The 25,246-nt window shown below is 72.0% G+C and carries 18 protein-coding genes; 5 read left to right on the top strand and 13 right to left on the bottom strand.

What is annotated here, in order from left to right; genetic code table 11:
* Window positions 1-97 precede the first annotated feature (97 nt).
* The 6 genes from rpmE to thrC all read right to left on the bottom strand — a co-directional run bounded on the left by rpmE (window position 98) and on the right by thrC (window position 7,473).
* Window positions 98-316 carry a 50S ribosomal protein L31 gene (gene rpmE / locus ABT352_RS31180; RefSeq protein ID WP_350948554.1) on the bottom strand — a complete coding sequence of 73 codons (219 nt, stop codon included), beginning with the start codon at window positions 314-316 and terminating at the stop codon, window positions 98-100.
* A gap of 277 nt (window positions 317-593) precedes the next feature.
* Window positions 594-1,238 carry a response regulator transcription factor gene (locus ABT352_RS31175; protein ID WP_350948603.1) on the bottom strand — a complete coding sequence of 215 codons (645 nt, stop codon included), beginning with the start codon at window positions 1,236-1,238 and terminating at the stop codon, window positions 594-596.
* A 13-nt stretch (window positions 1,239-1,251) separates the two neighbouring features.
* Entirely contained in the window at window positions 1,252-2,571 is a 1,320-nt protein-coding gene (locus ABT352_RS31170) for a sensor histidine kinase (RefSeq protein ID WP_350948553.1), read from the bottom strand.
* Between the two features lie 281 nt (window positions 2,572-2,852).
* Window positions 2,853-4,880, bottom strand: a complete 2,028-nt coding sequence (gene rho / locus ABT352_RS31165; RefSeq protein ID WP_350948552.1) for a transcription termination factor Rho — start codon at window positions 4,878-4,880, stop codon at window positions 2,853-2,855.
* 466 nt (window positions 4,881-5,346) lie between these two features.
* Window positions 5,347-6,333 carry a homoserine kinase gene (locus ABT352_RS31160; protein ID WP_350948551.1) on the bottom strand — a complete coding sequence of 329 codons (987 nt, stop codon included), beginning with the start codon at window positions 6,331-6,333 and terminating at the stop codon, window positions 5,347-5,349.
* Between the two features lie 81 nt (window positions 6,334-6,414).
* Window positions 6,415-7,473: a threonine synthase gene (thrC, locus tag ABT352_RS31155; RefSeq protein ID WP_350948550.1), complete on the bottom strand. Its 1,059-nt coding sequence runs from the start codon at window positions 7,471-7,473 to the stop codon at window positions 6,415-6,417.
* A gap of 212 nt (window positions 7,474-7,685) precedes the next feature.
* Here thrC and ABT352_RS31150 point away from each other — a divergent pair, with 212 nt between their 5' ends.
* Complete coding sequence (locus ABT352_RS31150) at window positions 7,686-9,257, top strand: glycosyltransferase family 2 protein (RefSeq protein WP_350948549.1); 1,572 nt, start codon at window positions 7,686-7,688, stop codon at window positions 9,255-9,257.
* 85 nt (window positions 9,258-9,342) lie between these two features.
* Here the strand turns inward: ABT352_RS31150 and ABT352_RS31145 are convergent, their stop codons facing one another.
* Window positions 9,343-11,121 (bottom strand): glycosyltransferase family 2 protein, encoded by a 1,779-nt coding sequence (locus ABT352_RS31145; protein WP_350948548.1) that lies wholly within the window; start codon window positions 11,119-11,121, stop codon window positions 9,343-9,345.
* A gap of 410 nt (window positions 11,122-11,531) precedes the next feature.
* Between ABT352_RS31145 and ABT352_RS31140 the strand changes: the two genes are divergently transcribed.
* Genes ABT352_RS31140 through ABT352_RS31125 form a run of 4 tightly spaced genes read left to right on the top strand, consistent with a single transcriptional unit; the run spans window position 11,532 to window position 17,531 of the window.
* Entirely contained in the window at window positions 11,532-12,014 is a 483-nt protein-coding gene (locus tag ABT352_RS31140) for a hypothetical protein (RefSeq protein WP_350948547.1), read from the top strand.
* Window positions 12,011-13,762 carry a glycosyltransferase gene (locus tag ABT352_RS31135; RefSeq protein ID WP_350948546.1) on the top strand — a complete coding sequence of 584 codons (1,752 nt, stop codon included), beginning with the start codon at window positions 12,011-12,013 and terminating at the stop codon, window positions 13,760-13,762. Before ABT352_RS31140 ends, ABT352_RS31135 begins: the two co-directional genes overlap by 4 nt.
* Complete coding sequence (locus ABT352_RS31130; protein WP_350948545.1) at window positions 13,762-15,696, top strand: glycosyltransferase family 2 protein; 1,935 nt, start codon at window positions 13,762-13,764, stop codon at window positions 15,694-15,696. The genes ABT352_RS31135 and ABT352_RS31130 overlap by 1 nt, the downstream gene beginning before the upstream one ends.
* The gene (locus tag ABT352_RS31125; protein WP_350948544.1) at window positions 15,693-17,531 is read left to right on the top strand and encodes a glycosyltransferase; all 1,839 of its coding nucleotides are present in this window, start codon (window positions 15,693-15,695) and stop codon (window positions 17,529-17,531) included. The genes ABT352_RS31130 and ABT352_RS31125 overlap by 4 nt, the downstream gene beginning before the upstream one ends.
* Before the next feature lie 71 nt (window positions 17,532-17,602).
* On the opposite strand, the gene ABT352_RS31120 is transcribed toward ABT352_RS31125, so the two are convergent.
* The 6 genes from ABT352_RS31120 to ABT352_RS31095 form a co-directional block, all read right to left on the bottom strand.
* Window positions 17,603-18,451, bottom strand: a complete 849-nt coding sequence (locus ABT352_RS31120; RefSeq protein WP_350948543.1) for a polysaccharide deacetylase family protein — start codon at window positions 18,449-18,451, stop codon at window positions 17,603-17,605.
* 107 nt (window positions 18,452-18,558) lie between these two features.
* Entirely contained in the window at window positions 18,559-19,851 is a 1,293-nt protein-coding gene (locus ABT352_RS31115) for a homoserine dehydrogenase (protein ID WP_350948542.1), read from the bottom strand.
* Window positions 19,852-19,911: 60 nt separating this feature from the next.
* Complete coding sequence (gene lysA, locus ABT352_RS31110) at window positions 19,912-21,294, bottom strand: diaminopimelate decarboxylase (RefSeq protein WP_350948541.1); 1,383 nt, start codon at window positions 21,292-21,294, stop codon at window positions 19,912-19,914.
* Window positions 21,295-21,568: 274 nt separating this feature from the next.
* Complete coding sequence (locus tag ABT352_RS31105; protein ID WP_350948540.1) at window positions 21,569-22,381, bottom strand: neutral zinc metallopeptidase; 813 nt, start codon at window positions 22,379-22,381, stop codon at window positions 21,569-21,571.
* Window positions 22,382-22,424: 43 nt separating this feature from the next.
* On the bottom strand, window positions 22,425-23,180 hold the full coding sequence (locus ABT352_RS31100; RefSeq protein WP_350948539.1) for a DALR anticodon-binding domain-containing protein: 756 nt from the start codon (window positions 23,178-23,180) through the stop codon (window positions 22,425-22,427).
* A 145-nt stretch (window positions 23,181-23,325) separates the two neighbouring features.
* The gene (locus ABT352_RS31095; protein ID WP_350948538.1) at window positions 23,326-25,233 is read right to left on the bottom strand and encodes a glycosyltransferase; all 1,908 of its coding nucleotides are present in this window, start codon (window positions 25,231-25,233) and stop codon (window positions 23,326-23,328) included.
* Window positions 25,234-25,246: the final 13 nt, after the last annotated feature.

The raw sequence follows: 25,246 nt of genomic DNA, 5'->3' as shown, positions 1-25,246 counted from the left end.
CCTTCCTTGAAAGCCCTTGTCAGCCTGCCTCATCACCACGAACGCCGACCCGGGCACCCCGCGGAGGGGGTTATCCGAGCCGGCGCCGAGATGAGAGCTACTGGCCCGCGGGCTTCTTGCCGAAGCGCTTCTCGAAGCGCGCCACCCGGCCGCCGGTGTCCAGGATCTTCTGCTTGCCCGTGTAGAAGGGGTGGCAGGCGGAGCACACGTCGGCGTGGATCACGCCGTTCTTGGCGGTGCTGCGGGTGGTGAAGGAGTTACCACAGGTGCAGGTCACCTGCGTGGCGTGGTACTCCGGGTGGATGTCGGGCTTCATGTTGCCTTTTCCTCTCCAAAACGCGGTCGCCGGGTCGCCACTGTCTCTCGCCTGTGGGGCTTGCGCGCTGAGCACACCGAGGTGCGCGCGGGCGGGAACCGGAACCGCTACGGTTCGGCTACCAGTGTGCCAGATCCTCCAACCATCCCAGGCCACAAGACATTCCCCGCCCCCGTGACCTGCCTCTCCAGGCCGCTCACGGCCCCCGCCTGTCGCGATATCCGCGCGGAGGCCGCGCCAGGCGGGCGTCCGCGAGGAAACCGGGTGCTCCAGGCTGTCACCGTCCCAGGTACGCCAGCACGGCGAGGACACGGCGGTGATCGTCGGCGGCGGGCTCCAGACCGAGTTTGCAGAAGATGCTGGAGATGTGCTTCTCCACGGCGCCCTCGGTGACGAGCATCCGTCCGGCGACCGCGGTGTTGGAGCGCCCCTCCGCCATCAACGCCAGGACCTCGCTCTCCCTCGCGGTCAGGGACTCCAGGGGATCGCCCCTGCGCTGGCGGCTCAGGAGCTGTCCGATCACCTCGGGGTCGATGACCGTCCCACCGGCCGCCACCCGGCGTACGGCGTCGAGGAACTCGGCCACGTCGGCTATCCGCTCCTTGAGCAGATAGCCGACCGCCGCGGCGCCGCCGCCGATGAGTTCGGTGGCGTACTGCTCCTCGACGTACTGCGACAGAACGAGAATCGGCAGCCCCGGCCGCCTGGACCTCGCCTCCAGTGCGGCGCGCAGCCCTTCGTCGGTATGGGTCGGCGGCATCCGCACGTCGACGACGGCGAGGTCCGGGTCGTGCTCGTCGACCACCGCCACCAGCCCGGGGCCGTCGCCGGCCACCCCCACGGTCTCGATGCCCCCGTCCGCCAGGAGCCTCGCCAGTCCCTCACGCAACAGCACCGAGTCCTCGGCGATCACCACCCGCATGGGTCCCACGTTCTCACCATTCGCAGGGCAACTCCGCCCTGATCATCGTGGGACCGCCCAGCGGGCTGTCGACGCTCAGGGTGCCGTCGATGGTCGCGGCCCGGTCCGCCAGCCCGGCGAGGCCGCTGCCCGGCCGCGGCACGGCGGCGCCGACCCCGTTGTCGTAGACCTCGACGATCACCCGCTGCCCCTCGCGGCTCACCCGGACGAACGCCTCGGTGGCCTCGGAGTGCTTGGCGAGATTGCTCAGGCACTCGGCCACGACGAAGTAGGCGATGCTCTCCACCGCGGGCGGCGGCCGGTGGGAGACCTCCACCGACAGGTCCACCCGTACGGGCGCGCGGGCGGCGAGCGACGACAGGGCCGCACTCAGCCCCCTGTCGGTGAGGATCGCCGGGTGGATGCCCCTGGCGAGGTCACGCAGCTCGGCGATGGCGGCCTTGGTGCCCCGGTGCGCCTGGGCGAGGAGCTCCCTCGCGGCGTCGGGGTCGGAGTCCAGCTTGGCCTGGGCCCGGCCCAGGTCCATCGCCACGGACAGCAGCCGCTGCTGGGCGCCGTCGTGCAGGTCCCGTTCGATCCGGCGCCGCTCGGCCTCCGCCGCGTCCACCCCGCGGGCCCTGCTGGCCCTCAGGTGGGCGGCGCGGGCCGCCAGCCGGTTCTTCTCACTCGTCCCCAGCAGGGCGACGCCGAACAGGACGTGCAGCCAGGCCATGCCCCGGGTCGCGTACAGGGCGGCGAGGAGGAAGCAGGCCCCGATCAACGCGCACAGCAGCACCCTCGGCCCGCTGTCGACCGGCAGCCCGCCGATGGGTGTCATCGGCTGCCCGGCCAGCAGCAGGGGCAGTGGCGCGAACGTCAGGCCCAGCCCGAGGACCCACAGGACCGCCGTGACGGTGAACTCCGCGATCCCGACCGGCAGCAGCAACAACAGGTAGAGCAGGTCCTTCCAGGTCGCGGGGTCGACGAACATGTCCTTCCAGCGCAGGAACAGGTTGTCGCCCTCGGAGGGCCGGTAGGGGCTGGGGATGTCGACGCCGAAGGCCAGGCGCAGGAGGTGGCGCTCCAGCATCGCGGCGCCCCGCCAGGCGAGCATGGTCAGGGCGAGCAGCGGCAGCCCGATCCACACGAGCACCATCACCAGGGAGGCCGGGATCACGGACGCGAGGAACGCGAAGCAGGCGAGACCGTAGAACACGCTCACCAGCAGGTAGGGGACGGCCCGCCAGGTCATCGGGTCGACGAGCATGCCCAGGGGACCGTTCGGCCCGAGCGGGACACGCCATCTGAGCGGCGTCCTGACCGGGGTCGTGCCTCCCAGCGTCTCGGCCGTCATGCGCCTCCTCTGCCCTCGGTGCCCACCCTCGTCATCTGTGTCCCCGCCGCCCCCGCCGTTCCCGACGTTCCCGCTGTCCCCGGCGTCTCCCCGCGCCCGCCCGCCCCGGTGCGCCGCCCTCCTCGCGTGCCGTCCACACTCGCGACCGTCCCGGGCACGAGAGTCACGGGAAAAAGGGGTCCTGAAGTAGGGATATCCCGAAGTACCGGGTCACACAAGGGCTTTGGAAAACGTGAACGCCCCGGCCGGAGGGGCCGGGGCGTTCGACGTACGGCGGACGATCAGTCGCGGTCGGAGCTGACCGTCGTCTTCTGCACCTGGAGCAGGAACTCCGCGTTGGACTTGGTCTCCCTCATCTTCTCCAGGAGAAGCTCAAGGGCCTGCTGCATGTCCAGGGCGTGCAGCACGCGGCGGAGCTTCCAGATGATCTGGAGCTCGTCCTTACCCATGAGGATCTCCTCCTTACGGGTGCCGGACGCGTCGACGTCCACCGCGGGGAAGATCCGCTTGTCGGCGAGCTGCCGGTTGAGCTTGAGCTCCAGGTTGCCGGTGCCCTTGAACTCCTCGAAGATGACCTCGTCCATCTTGGAGCCGGTCTCGACCAGCGCGGTGGCGAGGATCGTCAGCGAGCCGCCGTTCTCGATGTTGCGGGCGGCACCGAAGAAGCGCTTCGGCGGGTAGAGCGCGGTGGAGTCGACACCACCGGACAGGATGCGGCCGGAGGCCGGGGCCGCCAGGTTGTAGGCGCGGCCCAGACGGGTGATCGAGTCGAGCAGCACGACCACGTCGTGGCCGAGCTCCACCAGGCGCTTGGCGCGCTCGATGGCCAGCTCGGCGACCGTGGTGTGGTCCTCGGCGGGGCGGTCGAAGGTCGAGTGGATCACCTCGCCCTTCACCGACCGCTGCATGTCGGTGACCTCTTCCGGACGCTCGTCGACGAGGACGACCATGAGGTGGCACTCGGGGTTGTTGCGGGTGATCGCGTTGGCGATCGACTGGAGCACCATCGTCTTGCCCGCCTTGGGCGGGGAGACGATGAGACCGCGCTGGCCCTTGCCGATCGGCGCCACCATGTCGATGATCCTGGTGGTCAGGATGTTCGGCTCGGTCTCCAGACGCAGGCGCTCCTGCGGGTAGAGGGGGACGAGCTTGTTGAAGTCGGGCCGCTGCCGCGCCTGCTCCGGGTCCATGCCGTTGACCGTGTCGAGACGGACGAGCGCGTTGAACTTCTCCCTGCGCTCACCGTCGCGGGGCTGGCGGACGGCGCCGGTGACGACGTCACCCTTGCGCAGGCCGTTGCGACGGATCTGGGCCAGCGAGACGTAGACGTCGTTGGAGCCCGGCAGGTAACCGCTCGTCCGCACGAACGCGTAGTTGTCGAGGATGTCCAGGATTCCGGCGATCGGAATGAGGACGTCGTCGTCGCCGACCACGGGCTCGTTGCTGTCGAACCGCTCGCGGCCACGGCGGTTGCGCTCGCGGAACCGGCCGCGGCGGCCACGGCGGTCGTCGTCGTCGCCCACGCCGTGCTGGTCGTTGCGGTCCTGCGGGCCTCGGTTCTGCGGGCCCCTGTCACCACGGTCGCCTCGCTCGCCCCTGTCACCACGATCGCCGCGGTCGTTGGTCCGCTCACCGCGGTCACCGCGGTCGTTGAGACGGTCTCCACGGTCGTTGGCCCGCTCGCCACGGCTCTGGCCGGTGTCGGTGGCGCGCTGGTCGGGGCGGCCGTCGGTCCGGTTGTCGGGGCGGGTGTCGCCACGCTCGCCACGCTCGCGGCGCTCGCTGTTGCGGCCACGGCGCTCGCCGCGCTCGCGACGGCTCTCGCGCTCGCCACGGCCCTCGGCCGGGGTGGTCTCGATGGTCTGCTGCTCCACGACGGGCTCGGGCGCGACGACGGCGGCCACGGGCTCGGGGGTGGGGGCGGAGGGCGCCTGCTCCACGACGGGCTCGGCGGCCACGACGGGACGGGACCGTTCCCTGCGGGTGCGCGCCGGACGCTCGGCGACCGGCTCGGCCACGACGGCGGGGGCGGCCACGGCAGGTGTCTCCTTGACGGCGGCGGGAGCCTGGGCGCTCTCGGTGGAGACGCCCTGCTTCTCCTGAATGGCCGCGATCAGCTGGCTCTTGCGCATCCGCCCGGTCCCGCTGATGCCGAGCCCGGAGGCCATGGCCTGCAGCTCAGGCAGCACCATGGCGGAAAGGCCGGTGCCGGAGCGACGGCGCGGCTTGGCCGCGGGGCGGGTGGGGGTGTCGCCGGACGCCGGCGCCGTGCCGGTGACGTCGGAGAGGAGTTCGGTGGTGTCGCTCACTAATGGGTCCTTCCCAGGGGTCGGGCGTGGCCATGATCAGCCAATCGTCCCGGTGGTGCGATCGACCCGGTGGGACAGACCGGGTCGGGTTGCACGTTGCGATCCTCGACGGCCCATCGAGAGCCGCCGCCACTGTCGGAGAAGGGCGGATCCAGGCCGTCACCATCGAGAATCGCCGACGGTGGGACTTGGAGGACACCCCCCGGATTGCTACCGGCAACCAGATGTCGAGGTGGTTCGAACGCGCATGCCCCCCTAAACGCCGCTTCTCAATGCCCCTACCGAAATACGGGGCATTCGGAGGCAACGGATTCGGGGAGGCCACTGCGGCGCCCATGTCTCACCAGGTGAGACATGGCACAGCGATGTGTGGCTGACAAGCACGCACCCAACGCGGGGCACCTGGTGCGGCTATCAGCCTAACATCACCAGCGCACACAGCTATTCCCTGAGGGTCGAAGAGGTGTCAGCGTGTCTCGAGAGAAACAACGCGGGCTCCTCTGGTTTCGACGTCCAGTGGCTGGATGTGCCAGTCATTACCCACTTCCGGTGCGATCAAATCCTGCGTATTCACCGTTGAAAACGCAAGAACCGTGGGCCCCGCTCCCGAGACGACAGCGGCGACCCCCGCCTCGCGCAGCCGTCGCACCAGATCGGCGGTCCGCGGCATGGCGGGTGCGCGGTAATCCTGGTGGAGACGGTCCTGCGTGGCGGCGAGCAGCAACTCGGGCTCGGGTCTGGCGGTCAGCGCCGCGACCAGCAGCGCGGCCCTTCCCGCGTTCGCGGCGGCGTCGGCGTGCGGGACGTCCTTGGGCAGCAGCCCGCGGGCGACCTCGGTGGACAGCCGGTGCGCGGGGACGAGGACCACGGGCCTGACGGCCTCGTGGGGCGGCAGCCGCACCAGGTGCGGCACGCCCCCGGCGTCCGTCCACGCCACGGTGAACCCGCCGGCCAGGCACGGCGCCACGTTGTCGGGATGCCCTTCGATCTCGGTGGCCAGCGCGAAGACGGCGTCGTCGGTCAGCTCGGGCGGCCCCTCCGGCGACCGATCCCCGCCACGGTCGTCTCGCGCGTACGGGGTGGCGGCGAGGGCGCGGGCGGCGAGGATTCCGGCGCAGATCGCCGCGGACGAGGAGCCGAGGCCACGGGCGTGCGGGATCCGGTTGAGACAGCGCAGCCGGATGCCACGCGGCCGTGGGAGACCCATCGCGTCAAAGGTCGCGCGCATCGTGGTGACGATGAGGTGCCCCTCGCCCAGGTCGAGCTCCGCGGCCCCCTCGCCCTCGACCACGATGTCGACGCTTCGGGAGTCCGGCCCGCCCTGGGGATCGAACAGCTCCGCCTCGATCTCGTCGTGAAGGTCGAGAGCGAGCCCCAGCGTGTCGAATCCGGGCCCCAGATTGGCCGACGTCGCGGGGACGTGGACGGTCACCTTCGCCGTGCCGCCGGTCATCGGGGTCCTCGGGGGGCCGTGAGGGGCACGTCGCTTCTCCTGAGGTTCACGTGATGTTCACTGGGCGAGCTTGAGGTCCGGCTAGGCGAGTTCGAGGGCGGTGGCCGCCGCGTGCGCGTCGATCGGGATCGTCACCGGCGTCGGGGCGCCCGAGATGGCCCAGTCGGGGTCCTTGAGGCCGTTTCCGGTCACCGTGCACACGATGCGCTGTCCCGGTTCGACCAGGCCCTGCCCGTGGGCCTGGAGGAGGCCCGCCACGCTGGCGGCGGAGGCGAGCTCGACGAACACGCCCTCCTCCTGGGCGAGCAGCTTGTACGCGGCGGCGATCTGACGGTCGGTGACGGACTGGATCACACCGCCCGACTCGTCGCGGGCGGCCTCGGCGAGCTGCCACGAGGCGGGGTTGCCGATGCGGATCGCGGTCGCGATCGTGTGCGGGTGGGTCACCGGCGCGCCGTTGACGATCGGCGCGGCGCCGCTGGCCTGGAAGCCGAACATCCGCGGCGTCCTCGTCGCGACGCCGTCCCCGGCGTACTCGGTGTAGCCCATCCAGTACGCCGAGATGTTGCCCGCGTTGCCGACCGGGATGCAGTGGATGTCGGGGGCGTCCCCGAGCGCGTCGACGATCTCGAAGGCGGCGGTCTTCTGGCCCTGGAGCCGGAACGGGTTCACCGAGTTGACCAGGGCGATCGGGTAGTTCTCCGACAGCTTCCTGGTCATCTCCAGGCAGTCGTCGAAGGACCCCTCGACCTGGAGCAGCCTCGCCCCGTGGACCAGAGCCTGGGCCAGCTTGCCCATCGCGATCTTGCCTCGGGGCACCAGCACGGCGCAGGTCAGGCCCGCCCGGACCGCGTAGGCGGCGGCGGAGGCGCTGGTGTTGCCGGTCGAGGCGCAGATGACCGCCTTCGCCCCGTCCTCGACGGCCTTGCTGATCGCCATGGTCATGCCACGGTCCTTGAAGCTTCCGGTCGGGTTGAGGCCCTCGACCTTCAGATAGACCTCGCAGCCGGTCAGCGCCGACACCCGGTTCGCCGGGACGAGCGGGGTGCCGCCCTCCAGAAGCGTGACAACGGGCGTCGCCGTGGTCACCGGAAGTCGGTCACGGTACTCCTCGATGAGGCCACGCCACGCCCTGGTCATGATTGCTCCTCACCGCGCACGGCCGATCCGTGCGCGTGCTACCTGCGGTATTGGGAAACGAGTCTACGGGCAACGCGCTCGGCTCCGGGATGCGATGTCCACCAAATGGACAAGCCAGGCGTCTCCCCAGGGAACTCTAAGGATCAGCCGATATGGTCTGCGAGCCTTGACAGGGCTTGACAGACGGGGAATCAGACAAGGGGTGCCACATCATGACGGGCGGCACGGCGGCGGACCTGCCGCCGATCCGGCACAACGACTACTCACCCCTGGACCCGCCCGCGCTCGGCGCGTGGGATCCGGAACTCCCGGTGAGCGTGATCATTCCGGCCCACGGCGGGCAGCACAGGCTCGACCTCGCCCTCGCCGCCCTGGCCGCGCAGACCTACCCCGATCACCTCATGGAGGTGATCGTGGTCGACGACGGCAGCGACCCGCCGCTGCGGCTGCCGGAGATCGCTCCGAGTGGCGCCAGGATCGTGACCACCGGCTCCTCGGGCTGGGGGATCGCCCACGCGGTGAACACCGGTGCCGCCCTCGCGGAGGGGCGGATCATCCAGCGCCTCGACGCCGACATGGTCGTCTGCCGCGAGCACATCGAGGCTCTGGCCCGCTGGCACCACCTGGCCGGCTACCTGGTCACGATCGGTGCGAAGAAGTTCGTCGAGGAGCCGGCGCTCACGGCCGCGCGGGTCCACGAGGGCGTGCGCGCGGGCTCGCTCGCGTCCCTCTTCGACCTGTCGGCCGCCCTGCCCAGCTCCACCGAGCAGACGATCTCCCGCACCGACGGCCTGCGTGCCAGCCGCAACCCCTACCACGTGTGCACGGGGCCGACGGTGTCGATGCGGCGCGAGATCTTCCAGGCCGTGGGCGGGGTCGACCCCGGGGTGCTGCGGGGTGAGGACACCGAGTTCGCCTACCGGCTGGCCGCGCACGGGGTGGTCTTCGTCCCCGACATGGCCGCCCAGGCCGTCCACCTGGGGCTTCCCGCCCAGCGGCGCGACCCGGGGCGGGCGGTGCGGGTCGTCGCCCCCTACCTGGCCCATCGGGTGCCGCTCCGCCGCGACCTGCGCAAGGACCGGGGCCGTCACTGGCTGGTCCCGTACGTGGAGGTGGTGCTGCGCGCCGACGGGCCTTGGGAGAAGGTGCGCGAGGCGGTGGGCGCGGCGCTCGACGGGTCGCTCGGCGACGTGATCGTCACCCTGGTCGCCCCGTGGTCGAAACTGTCCGGGGAGCGTCGCCCCGTGCTGGACGATCCCCTGTTCGACCTGCGGTTGCTGCGCGAGCACTTCGCCCACGACGAGCGGATACGCTTCGCCGACGAGATCTCCGCGACCCCCGCCCCGATCGCGTTCCGCTACACGGGCCCGGTCTCGGTGCCGCTGGGACGCGAGACGCTGGAGCGGATGATCCGCGTGATGCAGGACGACCGTTCCGGCATGCTCGTCGCCGATCTCGGCGACGACGGCGAGGCGAGGCTGGAGCGGACCGAGGCGCTGGGCCGGGCGAGGCTGCTGGGCGCGGACGACGTCGCCGCGTCGATCGAGGCCACCCACGGCGTACGGCGCGGCGGCCGGTCGGAGTTCTGGCCCGCCTCCCCGATCCCCGCTCCTCCGCCCGCCCAGGTTCCGGCCACGTCCGAGAGCCCGGCCCCGGATCGGGGGCGGGAACCCGCGAGATCCGTGGCGGAGCGGGCTCCCGGGCAGGAACGGCACCAGGAGGGAAGTCGCCGGGAGGGGCGTGGCTCCCTCCTCGGCAGGCTCCGCACCGCGCTCAGGAGCTGAGCGCGGCGCAGGCCCCCGGGGGCGTCTCCTGAACGCGGAGCTCCGCGTTCAGGAGACGAGCGGCGGCCGAGATGCGGTCATGTCGTCAGCGACGGCGGGTGATGACCCGTTTCACGGAGGACAGCAGCCCGTACTGGACGACCTTCCTGGCCGCCGCCAGCTCCTTGCGCAGGGTGCCGACCTCGCGGCGCAGTTCGACGGTGCTCCTGCGCCAGCGACCCGCCTCGTCGCGCCACTTGACCACCTGTTCACGGAGCCGTTCCGCCTCTTTGGCGAGGCGCGCCACCTCGGCCTCCGCCTCGCTCCTGACCCGGTAGGCGCTGCGGCGGCCGGTGAGGGCACGGGCCTCCGGCGCGAACCCGTAGGTCTCGGCGTCCACCCAGATCACGCCGAAGGTGTCGTCCACGGCGGCGTCGAGATCCTCCCCCTCCCTCGACACGATCGCGGCGCGCGCGAACGCGGCGGCACGTTCCAGCCGCGCCGCGACGACCCCCCGCCCCGAACCCGTGCCGTCGGTGCCGTCAGCGCTGCCGGCGCCGGCACCGTCCTCCTCGGCCAGCAGTACCGAGACCAGGCCGTATCCCTCGTCCACGGCCAGGTCGAGCAGGCGGGCCAGGGTGTCCTCGCCCGGTACCCACCCCGCGGGCAGCCGGAGACGGTACGGAACCGCCCGGGCGGGACCTGGCGAGGCCCCCGGCCGGTCACGGGGAGCCTCGGAGGTCTCGGCGGTCTCGGCGGTCTCGGCGGTCTCGGAGGTCTCGGCGGTCTCGGCGGCGAAGCGGACCCTGGGTTCGTGGGCGTAGTGGCCGCGGATCAGCACCAGGTCCAGGTCGGGGTCTCTCAGGGGGGCGCGCCCCTCGACGCCGACGCGGTCCCACGGCCCGGTGAGGGTGACCGCGACGTCGGGCACGGTGCCCGCCAGCACGGCGTCGACGGTGGCGCGGACCTCGTCGTAGGCGTACTTCCCGGGACCTCCTGTTCCGCCCGGCTCGACGACCACCTCGACGTACGGCACCTTCCACTGTCTGGCCGGGTGGGAACGGAGCCAGCGGTAGGACGGGATCCGGTCGGCCACGAAGGCGTGGCTGACCCGGTCGATCGGCGCCTTGTCGCGCATGCGCATGGTCGGGCCCAGGTGAAAGGCGCGCGACAGCGGCTCGGGGACGAAGACGGCGCCCGCCTGGGCGAGCCGGTAGCCCATCTCGGTGTCCTGGCCGAGGATCAGGTCGGTGTCCATCGGCCCGGCGGCGGCGAGCAGCGCGGCGTTGACCGAGGTCGCGCCGCCGACGTGCATGCTGAACGCGCGGTGCGGGTTGGCGGTGAGGCCGTCGGTGCGCTCGACGAGGTCGACCAGCCAGGCGTGCGGCTCGGCGGGCTCGAAGAGTTCGGCCAGGTCGTCGGCGGCGGCGACCACCTCGGGGGCCGGCAGCGCCGCCGGGGTGAAGCGCAGGTATCCGGTGACCACGAGGTACGGGGCGGCGTGGTGCCAGCGCATGTGCGCCTCGACCGACCTGCGGTCCAGGACGACGTCGGAGTCGAGCCAGTGGATCACGTCGCCGGTGGCGGCCGACAGCCCGGCGTTCCTGGCGTGGGCGCGGCCGGGGACGGGGCAGACGATCAGGCGGGTGTTCTCGGGACACAGCGCGGGCAGCCGCAACGGCGGGCTGCTGCCGTTGTCGACCACGATCACCTCGGTCAGGGCCGCGGGGTAGGTCTGGGTGGCCAGCCCGGCGAGCGCGAGGTCGAGTTTCTCCTGGTCACCGTAGGCGGGAACGACGACGCTGACCCGGAGCGAGGGTGCCAGGGAGCCCAGGGCGGCCGGCGTGAGGCTCCGGTAGTCGTTACCGGTGATCCGTGCCGTCATGGCGCTTCCATGGCCGGGGTCCGGCGAGGACCGCGTCCCGGGTTCGGGGCGACACAGGGGAGCCGGTGTCGAGGGGGCCTCGGGACCGGGTGTCGGGGCGGGTGATCCGGGCCGCCGGCGCGGTGGGCGCTCACTCGCGGGAGGCCCGCCGGGGTGGCCGGAGAGGGCGGGGAGGGGGAGGTCGGCTGCGCGGGCACGAGCGAAGGATAGCGAGGCAGGAAGATCCCTTCTCACCACACTTCCCACTTGACATTGAGGATCACTGCTAAAGGCTCACAGCTGTCACACAGGTCACAGGAACCTTCGAATTTCTTATTTGTCGACGTATTTGCACTTGAAGAGCCGATAACCTCATTTACCACTGACAAGGACAGGTAAAGATTACAGAGCGGCACGGAAGGTAAGCGCGGATGTCCACACCCCGAAAACTGACGCTTCTGGCGGCGACACTCGGCCCGGTGTTCCTGATCGCGCTGACGCTGCTCGCGAGCTTCGAGATCATCTCGGTCACCGCGGCCATCGTGCTCGGCGCGATCGCGACGGTGCTCGCCGTCCAGGTGTTCGCGGTCGCGACCGTACGCAGGGTCGACGGAAAAGCCCAGCGGATCGACGCCCGGGTCAAGCGCTACGAGACGGAACTCGCCACGGTCAAGGCGGCCACCCAGCGGCTCGACCGGCGGCTGGACGAGATCGTCGAGTTGCTCAAGAAGCACGAGCACAAGCGCGACGAGGATCTGCAGGCGATCCTGGTCTCCCTGGGAGAGGACCGGCTGGCCTCCGTACCCCGTCATCAGGAAATCGAGGAGATGGTTCACGACCTGCTGCCGCGCCTGGCCGCGGTGGAGGCGAGAACCGCACGGGGCGCGTGGGAGAAAGCGGAGGGAAAGGCGTGACCGGGACTGGTTTCGCCACCCCCGACACCGCTTCTCCCACCTCTCCCGCCCACCCGAGCGACGACCGGACCGCCGTCCCGCGCGCCGCGGTGAGGCACAACGACTACGGCTCCCTGCTCCCGCCGGACCTGGGCACGTGGGAGCCCCGGCTCAGGGTGAGCGTGGTGATCCCCGCGCACGACTGCCAGGAGGCCCTGGACCGCACGCTCGCCGGGCTGGCCGCGCAGACCTACCCCGCGCACCTCATGGAGGTGGTCGTGGCCGACGACGGCAGCGACCCGCAGATGCGCGTCCCCGAGATCACCCCGGCCAACACCAGGCTCGTCCGGGTGCCCGAGGGCCGCTGGGGCCGGGGCTGGGCCCGCCAGACCGGCGCCACCGCCGCCGCGGGCGACATCCTGCACTGGGTCGACTCCGACATGGTCCTCGACACCGAGCACGTCGAGGCGCACATGCGCTGGCACCATCTCCTCTCCTACGCCGTCGTGATGGGCGACGTCCGCTTCACCCCCGGCGGGATCGGCCCCTCGGCCGACGAGGTCTTCTCGGCCGTGAACGCCCGGGACGCGGAGAAGCTGTTCGACGAGTCCACGCCGCACGAGTGGCGGGCCGGGGTGCTGGAGGAGACCCGGTGGCTGCGGGACGCGGGCACCGGGGCCTACCGGCTCCACTCCGGCGCCACCACCTCGGTCCCCCTGACGCTGCTGCGCTCGGTCGGCGGCGTGAACACCACCCTGAACATGGCCGAGGACACCGATCTCGGCTTCCGTCTCGCGCAGGCGGGCGCGGTCTTCATCCCCGACCCGCGGGCCCGCGGCTGGCATCTCGGACCGTCCACGGTCATGATCCGGGAGAAGGAGGTGCACCGGCACAACTGGTCGGTGCTGCCCGATCTCATTCCCGACCTGCGATGGCTGCGCACCCACCCGCGCAGGACCTGGCTGGTGCCGTACGTGCACGTCGTCGTCGACGCCCGCGACGCCTCCTACGAGGACGTGCGGGCGAGCGTGGACTCCGCGCTCGCGGGCACCCTCGTCGACGTCGCCGTCACCGTGGTCGGGCCGTGGACGGACCTCCCCACCGGGCGCCGCCCCTCCCTCGACGAGCCACTGCTCGACCTGCGCCTGGTGCGCAACCTGTACGCCCACGAGCCACGCGTCTCCTTCACCGAGGAGGCGCCCGCCGACTCCGCTCCCGCGCCGTTCAGGCTCACCCTGCCCGCCGGATGGGCGCTCGGCGCGGAAAGCCTGGCCGAACTGGTCGAGCTCGCCGAACGCGAGGAGTACGGGCTGCTGAGCGTGGCACTCGACGAGGGGCCCTCCGGGGTGAGGTCGGCCAGGTTCGAACGCACCGCCGCCTTCGCCAGGGCCGCGCTGGTGAGCGGCGACGGACGCCGGAGCCTCGGCAGTGATCCCGACGGTGACATCGACGGTGACATCGACAGTGACATCGACAGTGACATCGACGGGGTCGTCCACGAGCTGTTCGGCTCACTCTGGGTGGGCGCCGCCGAGGTCGGCGTGACGACTGCGGGCGAGGCGGAGCCCGTCGCCGGGGACACCGCGAGGTGGCGGGCCGACTCCGCGCGCCGGAAGCGTGAGGCGGAGAGCCTGAGGAGCGAGGTGAAGAGCCTCCGCGCCGAGACCGAACGGCTGCGGGCGAAGAACGCGCGCCTGGAGGACGAGCTGCGGCGCGGGTCACTCAAAAAGATCATCTCAACGGCCAGGCTGCGGGGGAAGACCGGCTGATGTCCCTTCTGATCGATCTGGTCCGCGCCGCCAGGGAACGCGCCGGCAAGCGACGCGTCCTCGTCTACTGCGCGGGCCTCGAAACGCTCGGCGAGCTGGAGGCGTACGGGGCGATGGACCTCGACGGCGACCTCGACGGCCTCCCGCGCGCCGAGGAGGGCGCCGCGGAGATCCTGGTGCTCGCCCGCACCGCGACCGACGTCCGCAGGGCCGCGAGCCTGCAGTCGCTGCTCGCCATGGCCCCCCGGGTCGTCGTCGCCGTACTGGAGACGCCGCACTGGTACACCGCGCCGGTGCTGTCCCCGACCCCGGCCCACCGCTGGCGCGCGCTCGTGGAGCTCCGCGTCCACCAGCCGAAACAGCCCGCCTGGGTGGTCGAGGCGGGCTTCTCCAAACCGGTGCCCGCCGGGCGGACGCTCGCCGCGACCGCGCGGGCGTTCGGCGGACACCGGATGGACGCCGTCGCCGGCCCCGTCGGCGCGCTGGCGGGCCCGGGAGCGGCCCACTGGCGCCCCGGCGACCCGAACGCGGCCCCCGCGCCCCTCACTGGCCCCGTTCCCGACAGGTTCGGCGCCCGCGGCGCCGACCTGGTCGTGCGCACGGTCGGCGAGGAGCCGCCGCCCTGGTCCGGCGTCGAGACCACCGGCGAGACCACGGTGGACCGCCCGGTCGCCGAGCTGATGACCTGGGAGAGACTCGGCCGCCCCGGCGGCGGCAAGATCCTGGAGAACGGCATCGGCGACCTGTCGGAGCCCTGGACCATTCCCCCGGTCGACAGCCGCTCGGTCAACCCCATGAACTTCGTCACCGTGCCGACCCTCGGCACGGCCGACCTGTCCTCCGAGTCCGGACGCTGGACGATCACCTGCGATGGCGGGACGCTCACCTCCTTCGACGCCTCCGGCCGCGTCACGGACGTGGACGTCAGCCGGATCAGGCAGGTCAGGGGCGTACGGGTGGACTGGCGGCACAGCCACACCGGCCCTGCCGCCGCACTGCGGGTCGTCACCGGACTGGCCGCGGCCGGGGTTCCCCTGATCTGTGAGACCGTGCCGCGCTGGGCGGGCGCCCTCGGCCCCGAGCTGGCCAGACTGATCACCTCGATCGACGAGCCCGCGCTCAAGGACGACCTGGAGCGCGAGGAGCACAGCATCCGGTTGCGCCGCGAGGCGCTGCGCCTGCACGGGGTCCGCGCCCGATGGGAGCAGCTGGGCGCCCCCGTGGCGCCCGCGGCGACGGTCTCGGTGCTGCTCGTCACCCGCCGTCCGGAGATGGTGGGCTTCGCGCTGAGGCAACTGTCCAGGCAGCGCGGCGCCACGTTCGAGGTGATCCTCGCCCTGCACGGCGTCCCCGCGACGCATCCGGGCGTCGCCGAGGCCCTCGCGTCCTTCGAACGGCCGATCACCGTGGTCGAGGCCGACCAGCAGACCGTGTTCGGAACCGTGCTGAACCAGGCTGCGGCGAGGGCGTCGGGGTCGTTCCTGCTGAAGATGGACGACGACGACTGGTACGGGCCCGACTTCATCTCCGACCTGCTGCTCGCCCACTCCTACTCGGGAGCCCAGGTCGTGGGCATGGTCCCCGAGTTCGTCTATCTCGCCTCGATCGGGGTGACCGTCCACCGCGAGCAGATCACCGAGCAGATCACGAACTTCATCGCCGGAGGAACCATCTTCTCCGAACGCTCCGCGTTCGAGGCCGTGGGCGGCTTCCGTCCCCTGCCGGGAACGATCGACGCCCAGTTCCAGCACGCCGTGCAGGCCGCGGGCGGACAGATCTACCGCACTCAGGGACTGGGTTACATCCTGCGGCGCGGCAACGTCGCCAACCACACCTGGCGCGAGCCGATCGGCACGTTCCTGCGGCGCAACAAGCGCCAGTGGCGCGGCTTCCGGCCCAGCGCGCTCATGGAACTCTCCACGGAGACGCCGTGAGCACGCCGCCCCCCTCCGACGCACGGCGTGTCCCCGGCACGCCGTACCCGACACCGACACCAGCTCCGGCTCCGGCTCCGGCTCCGGCCACGGAAGGCGCTGCGGGCACGTCGCGGGCCCTCGCCGGCGACGCCGTCGCCACGCCCCGGATTCCGGGCAACGACTACGGGGTGCTGCCCGCACCCGCGCCCGGCACGTGGGAGCCGCGCCTGCCGGTGAGCGTGGTGATCCCCGCCAGGGGACGGCAGGACAGGCTCGACCTCACGCTGGCCGCGCTCGCCGCCCAGACCTACCCCTCCCACCTCCTTGAGGTGATCGTCGTGGACGACGGCAGCGCGCCCCCGCTCCGGCTCCCCGAGATCGCCCCCGAACACACCCGGCTCGTCGGCAACGCCTCGGGGCGCCGGGGCATCGCCTGGGCCCTGGAGACCGGCGTGGCCGTCGCGGACGGCGAGGTGATCCACCGGATGGACGCCGACATCGTCTCCTACCGGGAGCACGTCGAGGCGCACATGCGCTGGCACCATCTGGCCGGCTACCTGGTGGTGACGGGGACACTGCGCTTCACCGCCATGGCCGGCACCCCGCCCACCCCGGCCGAGGTCCAGATCGCCGTCGCCAAGGACAGGGCCGACTCCCTCTTCGAGGAGGATCCCGAGCACGGGCACGACTGGATCGGCGAGCTCGTCGCCGCCCACCGCGACTTCCGCGACGCGCCCAGCTCGCTCCTGCACCGCGTCCACGTGGGCGCGACGGTCTCGCTGCCCGCCACCCTGCTGAGGGAGGCGGGAGGGCTGGACACCTCCCTCACCCTCGGCGAGGACACCGAGCTGGGTTACCGGCTCACCCAGACGGGCGCGGTGTTCGTCCCCGACGCCGAGGCGCTGAGCTGGCACCTGGGTACGACGACGGCGATGCGCAGGCCCGCGGACGTCAGGCGGCACAACGACCCGTTCATCGCCGACCGGATCCCGTACCGGCGCCACCTGCGCACCGACGCGGGCAGGCAGTGGCTGGTGCCCTACGTCGACGTCGTGGTGGACGCCGAGGGCGCCTCCTTCGAGGACGTCAGGGCGAGCGTCGACGGGGCGCTGGCCAGCACCCTGCCCGACGTGCGCGTCACCCTCACCGGGCCGTGGGGGTCGCTCACCGGCGAACGCCCGGCCCCGCTGGACGACCCGCTGCTCGACCTGCGGCTGCTGCGCGGCCAGTACGCCCACGACGGCCGCGTCTCCTTCGCCGAGCACGTCCCCGCGACCTCCGCGCCCGCACCGTTCCGCCTGCTCTGCCCTGCCGGATGGGTGCCGGGGGCGGACTCGCTGGCCACGCTGATCGAGCGGGCGGAGAAGGAGGACGAGGGCCTGCTGCTCGTGGCGCTGGACGAGGACGAGTCGGGGGTCCTCGCCGCCCGCCTGGAGCGGACCTCCGCCGTCGCGAGGGCGATGCGCGTGGCCCGCGAGGGCGAGCGGCTCGACGACGTGATCGCCGACCTGCACGGGGCGACCTGGCTGGACGCGGAGTCGTGGAAGCTGCGGCCCGCGGCCCAGGCCTACCCCTACTGGGCCGTCAACCGCAACAGGGAGGCCGCGCGCTGGAAGGCCGCGGCCGAGTCGCGGGCGAAGGAGGCCGAGCGGGCCAAGCGGCAGGTCGCCGCCCTCAAGGCCGAACTGAAGGAGTTGCGCTCCAAGGCCGCCAAGGGCAGCCGGGACACCCTCAGGTGGAAGGAGAAGGCCGAGCAGCGCCGCCTGGAGGCCGTCGCCCTGCGCCAGGCCCAGCAGCGCTCCCTGCTCTCCCGCGCCGCCCGCCGCCTCCGCAGGCTCACCGAGGGTCCCTGACGTCCCACCGTCTCGCCGAGGCTGGCCGCCGCCGAGGACACCCGGATGTCTCCGGGCGGTCTCGGCCGCGTTCACTCCCACACGGGAAGGGGGCGGTAGCGGGCGCCGACGGCGCTCTGCAGGGTACGAACGACCGTGCCGTGCGACTTCCTGGTCCCGAGCCAGTCGAGGAACCGGTTCAGGAGCCCGGGAGTCGTCGAGTAGAGGCCGCAGTCGTCGCAGACGCGGTGGAAGACGAGCGGAACCAGCCCGCCGCCGGTCTTCTCCGCGTTGAGTACCTGCTGCTTCAGGTGCCGCAGCAGGGTGTCCTCGCGGACGGAGCCGGAGGTGCGGATGTCGTAGCGGTCCTTCGGACGGAAGGGCTCACCGGCCGGGCAGCCGGGGCAGCCCCATTCCTTGAGCCCGCCGACCCCGCGGGCCGCGTCGTAGCCGCACCGCCGAGCCATCGCCTTGGCGTCGGAGTCGACCGCGCCGAACGGGTAGGCGAGGGTCGTGGGCCGGTATCCCCACGCGATCAGCGCCCTGCGGTCGTCGCAGATCTGGCCTTCCTGCTCGCTCCGGGTGAGCTCGGTGAGGCGGACGTGGGTCAGTGTGTGACCGCCGATCTCGTGCCCCTTCTTCGCGATCGCGGCGAGCTCGCGCCGGGTCAGCTTCTCCTCGCCGCCGACGGTGTCGGTGTTGACGTAGAACGTGCCACGCATACCGCGTTTCTCCAGCATGCGGGCGACGGCGGGGTGGGTGGAGTCGCCGTCGTCGAAGGTGAGCGCGACGATCGTTTTGATCTTCTTCGAGGGACGCGCGGTCGCCGCGTGGGCGGCCGGGCTCAGCGTCGCCACGACGGCCAGCGCCGTGGCGAACGCCACCACCCGGTGGAAGACCTTCACGGTGGACTCCCTTTCGCGGAACGGCAGACAGGGCATGAAAGAACCCTATAAGTCGGTAAAGGCCACCAAATGAACCGTTATCAAATGCCCAGGAACCCGATGCCGGGCCGACCCCCGTGGAGGAGAACGGCCCGGCGGAGCCGCTAGGAGGCGTCCTCGCCCTCCACCCGCATGACGCTCACCACGTCGCGGACGATGTCCAGCTCGCGCAGGCCCTCGATCGTGGCGGAGAGCGCGGCGTCGCTCGCCCGGTGGGTGACCAGCACCAGCTGGGCGTCCGCGCCGTGCCCCTCCTGCCTCACGGTCTGGATGGAGACGTCCTGCTTGGCGAACATGTCGGCGACCCTCGCGAGCACGCCCGGCTTGTCGGCGACGTCCAGGGAGACGTGGTAGCGCGTGACGGTCTCGCCCATCGGGTGCACGACCAGGTCCGCGTACGTGGACTCCTCAGGTCCCCGGGTGCCCGCCAGCACGTTGCGTCCCACGGCCACGATGTCGCCGAGCACTGCGCTCGCGGTCGGGGCGCCGCCCGCCCCCGCGCCGTAGAACATGAGCTGCCCGGCGGAGCGCGCCTCGACGAACACCGCGTTGTACGCCTCGCGGACCCCGGCCAGCGGGTGCGTTCTGGGGATCATCGCCGGATGCACCCGTACGCCGAACGACCTGCCGTCCTCGGAGCGGGCGCAGATCGCGAGCAGCTTGATGACGTATCCCATCGCCTTGGCACTGGCCACGTCCGTCGCGGTGATCTCGGTGATGCCCTCGCGGTGCACGTCGGCGGCCGTCACCCGGCTGTGGAAGGCGATCCCCGCGAGGATCGCGGCCTTGGCCGCGGCGTCGAAGCCCTCCACGTCGGCGGTGGGGTCGGCCTCGGCGTAGCCCAGCGCCTGCGCCTCCTCCAGCGCGTCGGAGAACGAGGCCCCGCTGGAGTCCATCTGGTCGAGGATGTAGTTGGTGGTGCCGTTCACGATGCCGAGCACGCGATGCACGTGATCACCGGCGAGCGACTCGCGCAGCGGCCTGATCAGCGGGATCGCGCCCGCGACGGCCGCCTCGAAGTAGAGGTCGGCGCCACCGGCCCTGGCCGCGGCGTGGATGGTCGCCCCGTGCTCGGCGAGCAGCGCCTTGTTCGCCGTGACGACCGACTTGCCGCTGTTCAGCGCGGCCAGGATGAGTGCCCTGGCGGGCTCGATGCCGCCGATCACCTCGACGACGACGTCGATGTCGTCGCGGGTGACCAGGGCCTCGGCGTCCGTGGTGAGCAGGGCGGGGTCGACGTCGGCGTCCCGCCTGCGGCCCAGGCGCCGTACGGCGACCCCGGCGAGCTCCAGCGGCGCCCCGACGCGGGCGGCGAGGTCGTCGGCCTGCTCGTGCATGAGCCTGACCACCTGGGAACCGACGACGCCGCATCCCAGAAGTGCGACTTTCAGTGCCATCCGGTCACGCCCCCTTGTCACTCACACCGTGGACGGCGCTCTCGGCCGCTCCGGGTCGTTTCACAGCTGTCCTCTCAGCAGGTCGTCCTCGGTCTCCCTGCGGACGATCACGCGAGACACCCCGTCCTTGACCGCGACCACGGCGGGCTTGGGGAGGTAGTTGTAGTTGTTGGCGAGCGAGCGGCAGTAGGCGCCGGTGCCCGCGACGGCGATCAGGTCACCGGTGGCCAGGTCGGCCGGGAGCCACAGGTCGCGCACGACCATGTCGCCGCTCTCGCAGTGCTTGCCGACCATGCGCGACAGCATCGGCTTGGCGTCGCTCTCCCTGGAGGCGAGGCGCGCGGTGTAGTCGGCGCCGTAGAGGGCGGTGCGGATGTTGTCGCTCATGCCGCCGTCGACGCTGACGTAGGTGCGCAGGCCCTCGACGTCCTTGATCGTGCCGACCTCGTAGAGCGTCACGCCGGCCAGCCCGGCGATCGCCCTGCCCGGCTCGACGGTGAGCTTGGGCACCGGCAGGCCGGCGCCCCTCGCCACCCTGCTCACGATCTCCCGCAGGTTGTCGGCGATCTCCTTGACGTCGGGCGCGGTGTCGCCCTCGACGTACGGGATGCCGTAGCCGCCGCCGAGGTCGAGCTCGGGCAGCACGACGCCGTGCTCGTCCTTGATCTTGACCAGGAGGGTGGCGAGGCGGGCCGCGGCCACCTCGAACCCCGCGGTGTCGGTGATCTGGGAGCCGATGTGGGAGTGCAGGCCGACGAGCTCCAGCTGGGGCAGGGCGAGGATCCGCCGTGCCGCCTCGGCCGCCGCGCCGCTGCTCAGCGAGAAGCCGAACTTCTGGTCGTCGTGGGCGGTCGCGATGAACTCGTGGGTGTGGGCCTCGACGCCCACGGTGACGCGGATCATCACCTTGGGACGCGTGCCGTGCTTGTCGGCGAGGAAGCCCAGGCGGGCGATCTCCTCGAAGGAGTCGGCCACGATGTGCCCGATCCCGGCCTCGACGGCCTTCTCCAGCTCGGCGAGGGACTTGTTGTTGCCGTGCATGGTGATCCGCTCGGGCGGGAACCCGACGCTGAGCGCGACGGCGAGCTCCCCGGCGCTGCAGACGTCCAGGCCGAGGCCCTCCTGCATGATCCAGCGGGCGACCTCGCGGCACAGGAAGGCCTTGCCCGCGTAGTGGACCTCGCCGCCGGAGAACGCGCTCGCGTAGTCACGGCAGCGGGAGCGGAAGTCTTCCTCGTCCACCACGTAGAGCGGGGTGCCGTGCTCCGCGACCAGGTCCCTCACGTCCGCGCCGCCGATCGTGATCGAGCCGTCGGCGCGGCTCGACGTTCGGGGCCAGATGGTCGGATCGAGCGCGTTCAGGTTTGCGGGTGCGTGCGGAGGGCGCTCCTCGGGCAGCACTTCTGCATGCCGGTCACCGGCGGGGTGGACGAATCGACTCACCCGATCGAGGCTATCGGACCCGGTGATCCCCCTGAGACGATTGCCCACCCATCGAGACGCGATCCTGCTCGAACACGCGAACTTTTTACGTTATGGGCCATTTTGACGACATATTTTAAGGTCGCACCGCGACACGATCCTCGGGAGAGACCGGGTGAGCGCGTTCCCGGAGGCCGGAGGACCGAGCGCTCGGCGTAGCGGGTACGGCGGGAGGCCGGACGCGCCGAGCCAAGCGTGAGGGTACGGCGGGAAGCCCGGCGAAGGCCCGCCGAGCCTAGGAGACCTGCTCGGCGGGAGCGCCCCAGGTGTTGCAGGACCCCACGGTGCCGCCCTTCTGGCCGCGCAGCATCCACCCGGCGCTGCTCGTCCCCGAGCCGTGCGACTGCCGGTAGCCCGCCTCCGCCCCCTCGTCCGCGCCGGGGCCGCGCCCGGCGAGAAGGCGCAAATTCTCCAGCCGGCGCGGTGCGACGCCTCGCAGCGCCACCGCGGCCAGGCAGTCGGCCTGCAGTTCGAGCCGCCGCGACCACGCCTCGTCGAAGGCCTCGGAACCCCTCTGGTCGGCGATCCCGCTCACCTCCTGGACATGGTGGGCGTACTCGTGCGCGAGGGTGAACATCATCGGGAAGGCCCGCTCGCCCTCGACCAGCACGTTCACCACGCGAGGCCCCGGACAGTAGATCCCGGCCCAGTCGTAGTCGTCGATCCCGCACGCGGCCTCCTCGGGGGCGTCGACCAGCCGCACCTCCCCCGGCGGCTCGTAGCCGATCTCCGCCCGCGCCAGGGTGGCCGCCCACATCCGTTCCAGGCAGCCGGCCAGAGCCTCCAACGACGCCCTGACGTCGGCGTCGATGTCTTTCGGCAGGGTGTCGCAGCGGCCGTCGACCGGCTCGGTGTCCCCGTAGAGGCGATGCTTGGCCGCGGCCGAGATGGGCGAGCCGGGGGCGGTGCCGAGGAGCTCCCTGAGGTCTCCGCCGAGATAGGCGAGCCCGCCGAGGATGACGGCGAAGGCGAGCAGGGTCGGCAGCGTCCGCCGGACCACCCCTGATCGGCGCGGCTCGTGCGCCTCCCAGTCACGAGGCCCGACCATTCACCTCTCCCCTGATCCTTTTGAACTCCTTTGGGAGGGTCTATCACAGTCTCTCGGGCGCCGTCTCGCCAAGCGCCGTCAACGCCTCGGCCAGCACGTCCCGCACGGCCCGCGCCAGGCGCACCCGGGCGGTGTGGAGCTCCGACGGCTCCTCGTCCCCCGAGGGAAGCGCGGCGGCCCCCTCGAACGCGTCGTGGTACGCCAGCGCCAGCTGCTCGGCGTAGGCGGCCCACCCGGGGTCCCGGCTCACCCGCCTGCCGTGGATCTCGGCCAGCAGCCTGAGCACCGCCCGGTCCCTGCGGTCCTCCAGCAACTCGGGCCTGAAATCCCCGCCGACGCCGAGCTCGACGGCCCAGCGCTGTACGGCGACCGCCCGCGCGTGCGCGTACCTGACGACGAACCCGGGGTTGGCCCACGTCCTGGGCAGATCCCTCCACGCGGACCCTCCCCCGAGCGTGTCCACGGGAACTCCGCCCTCGGCCACCGGAACGGCGGAGGTGTCACCGGGGGCCACGGGGACCTCCCTCGCGGGAACGGGCTTTTCGCCCGTGGGCACGGGAACGGTCGCGCCGATCTCCGTGACGAGTTCGCCGGGAACGGCCACCACGATCTCCAGGAAACCCCGGGGCCGTACCCGGACGGCCGTGATCCCCGGCAGCGCGCGCAGCCGCTCCGCCAGTTCCTCGGGGTCCTCGCCCCTGCGCAGCGCGACCGGGGAGACGTAGACCGCCTCCCCCACCCACGTCCCCCTGGGAATCGGCGGCAGGCCGAGAACCTCGGCGAGCGTGCCCGGCGTCATCGAAATCCCTCCAGCGTGGCGACCCAGGGCTTCGGCCCCGGAGAGGAAGTCAACCCGGCAGCCTGACTTCCCGGTGAGGTCGTCAGGCGGCGACGGGGCGACCGGCGGTCGGTGACGCCGTCGACCGCCCGACGGTCGCCGGCGTTCAGACCAGGGCGTGCGGGTCGGCCGGACCGTAGTCGACGAGCTGGGCCGAACCGAGCAGCCAGCGGTCACGGTCGCGGAGGCAGACGTAGCCGAAGCGGTCGGCGGAGAAGACCTTGATCCCGTCCGCGCGGCACTGCCGCATCAGCACGTCGGCCCAGTTGTCCGAGACGTCGGCGAAGCCGATGTCCCGCAGGACCGCGCGGCGGGCCAGCAGGGTGGCTCCCGCGACGTCGGGCAGGTAGGAGTACTCGGCCGAGGGCTGGCGCAGCACGGTCGCCGCGACGTCGCGCAGGTGGGCGTAGTAGGCCGCCTTGCCGACGATGTCGGCACTGGCGAACAGGAACGCCCGGCTGAGATCGGCCAGGTAGTGCTCGCCGTACCGGTCGCGGGCGTCCATGACCGCCACCAGGTCGCCCTGGCACAGGTCGAGGGCCCGGTTGAGCAGGCCGCCCGTGGTCAGGTTGGAGGTGGGGCGGCGCACCGTGACGTGCACGCCGTCGGGCATCGCGTCGCGGGCACGCGCCGCGGCGTCCGAGGCGTCCGACAGCAGCACCAGCTGCACGACGCCCTTCTGCGGCGCGACCTGGGCCAGCGCGTAGTCGAGGTCGCCCCGGTCGATCATGATCACCGAGATGTTCAGGGTGGCCCTGCCGCTGGGCAGGCCGATCGCGTCCAGCAGGTCGTCGACCTTGTTGGTCATCGTGCCCGAGGCGTACGCCTGGCGGAGTGCCAGGTGGGCGCGGCGCGCGTCGGGCTCGGTGCCGATGGGGGTGCCGCAGGCGGCGAGCTCCGCCATCCGCCAGGGCTCCGTGCCCGGCGGGCAGTCGACCGCGACGGGCCAGCGGTAGGAGGTGAGGACGTCCGGGTACGACAGGTGCCCCGGAAGCAGCTCCTCCAGCGAGAGCACCCGCTCGAACCGGTCCCCGGCGAGCGGCAACGGATTGTGCACGCGCGGCTGGATCGCGAAGGGCAGGATTCCCAGCGAGGGCGCCCGGCGTCCCTGCTCGGGCTCCTGGGCCGCCAGCGCGGTGCCCCACGGCCCCACGGACTTGGGCAGCGCGGTCACGACGTGCTCGAACAGCCGGGCCGCGGCGACGAACTCGGCGGGCGTGCCCCCGGTGTGCCAGAAGACCGTGCGGATGCCCCGCTCCGCGCACCAGGCCAGCAGCGCGTGCAGTCCCTGGCCGGGCCGGCGCAGCTCCTCCGCCCACGGCCCCTCCGTCACCGACTCGACCAGCAGCAGGTGCGGGACCTCGGCGGCCAGCACCCTGGCGAAGTCCTTCGGCGTGAAACCGGTGGTCTGGCGCCACTCGTAGCGCAGCAGCGCCTCGCCGTGCGGCGCGGCGATCACGGCGGCGGTGAGGTGCGGGCGGGTGTTCGGGCCGGTCGGGACGCGGTACGGCTTGAGCTTCACCGGCCTGCCGCCGACGGTCCTGACGGAGCTGGTGGCCTGGAAGGACGCCCCGGGCACCGGCGCCTTGTCGCCCGCCTTGCGCGGCACCGGCTGGCGCTTGGGAGCGGTCGGGCGCTTGGCCGGCTTGGCCGCCCCGCGCAGGCCGCGCGCCAGCCGCACCGGGTTGCTCTTGCCCGTCTTGATCGCGTCGCCCAGCCGTGACCAGCGGGCCACCTGCACCGAGGAGAGCTTCCACTTCGCCACCTCGGCCTGGTAGCGCTGCTCGGCCAGCTCCTTGCGGAGCTTCTCCTCGGCCGCGTTCGCGGCTTCGAGCCGCTCCTCGGTCTCGCTCAGCAGCTCCTTCACCCCGCGCAGCTCCTCGGCCGCACGCTCCGCATCGGCGATCTTGGCCTGTGCCGCGTCGAGCAGGCGGGCCAGCTCGGAAGCCCTCTCCGCGTGCGCCACCGCCTCCCGCAACGCCTGTCGTGTGCTTTCGAGTTGCTCGCCCGCCACGCCGTCCTCCGTT

Origin of the sequence: Streptosporangium sp. NPDC000563, assembly GCF_040299985.1 — a bacterium.
Classification (GTDB): domain Bacteria; phylum Actinomycetota; class Actinomycetes; order Streptosporangiales; family Streptosporangiaceae; genus Streptosporangium.
This window is presented reverse-complemented; position numbering and strand designations above follow the sequence as displayed.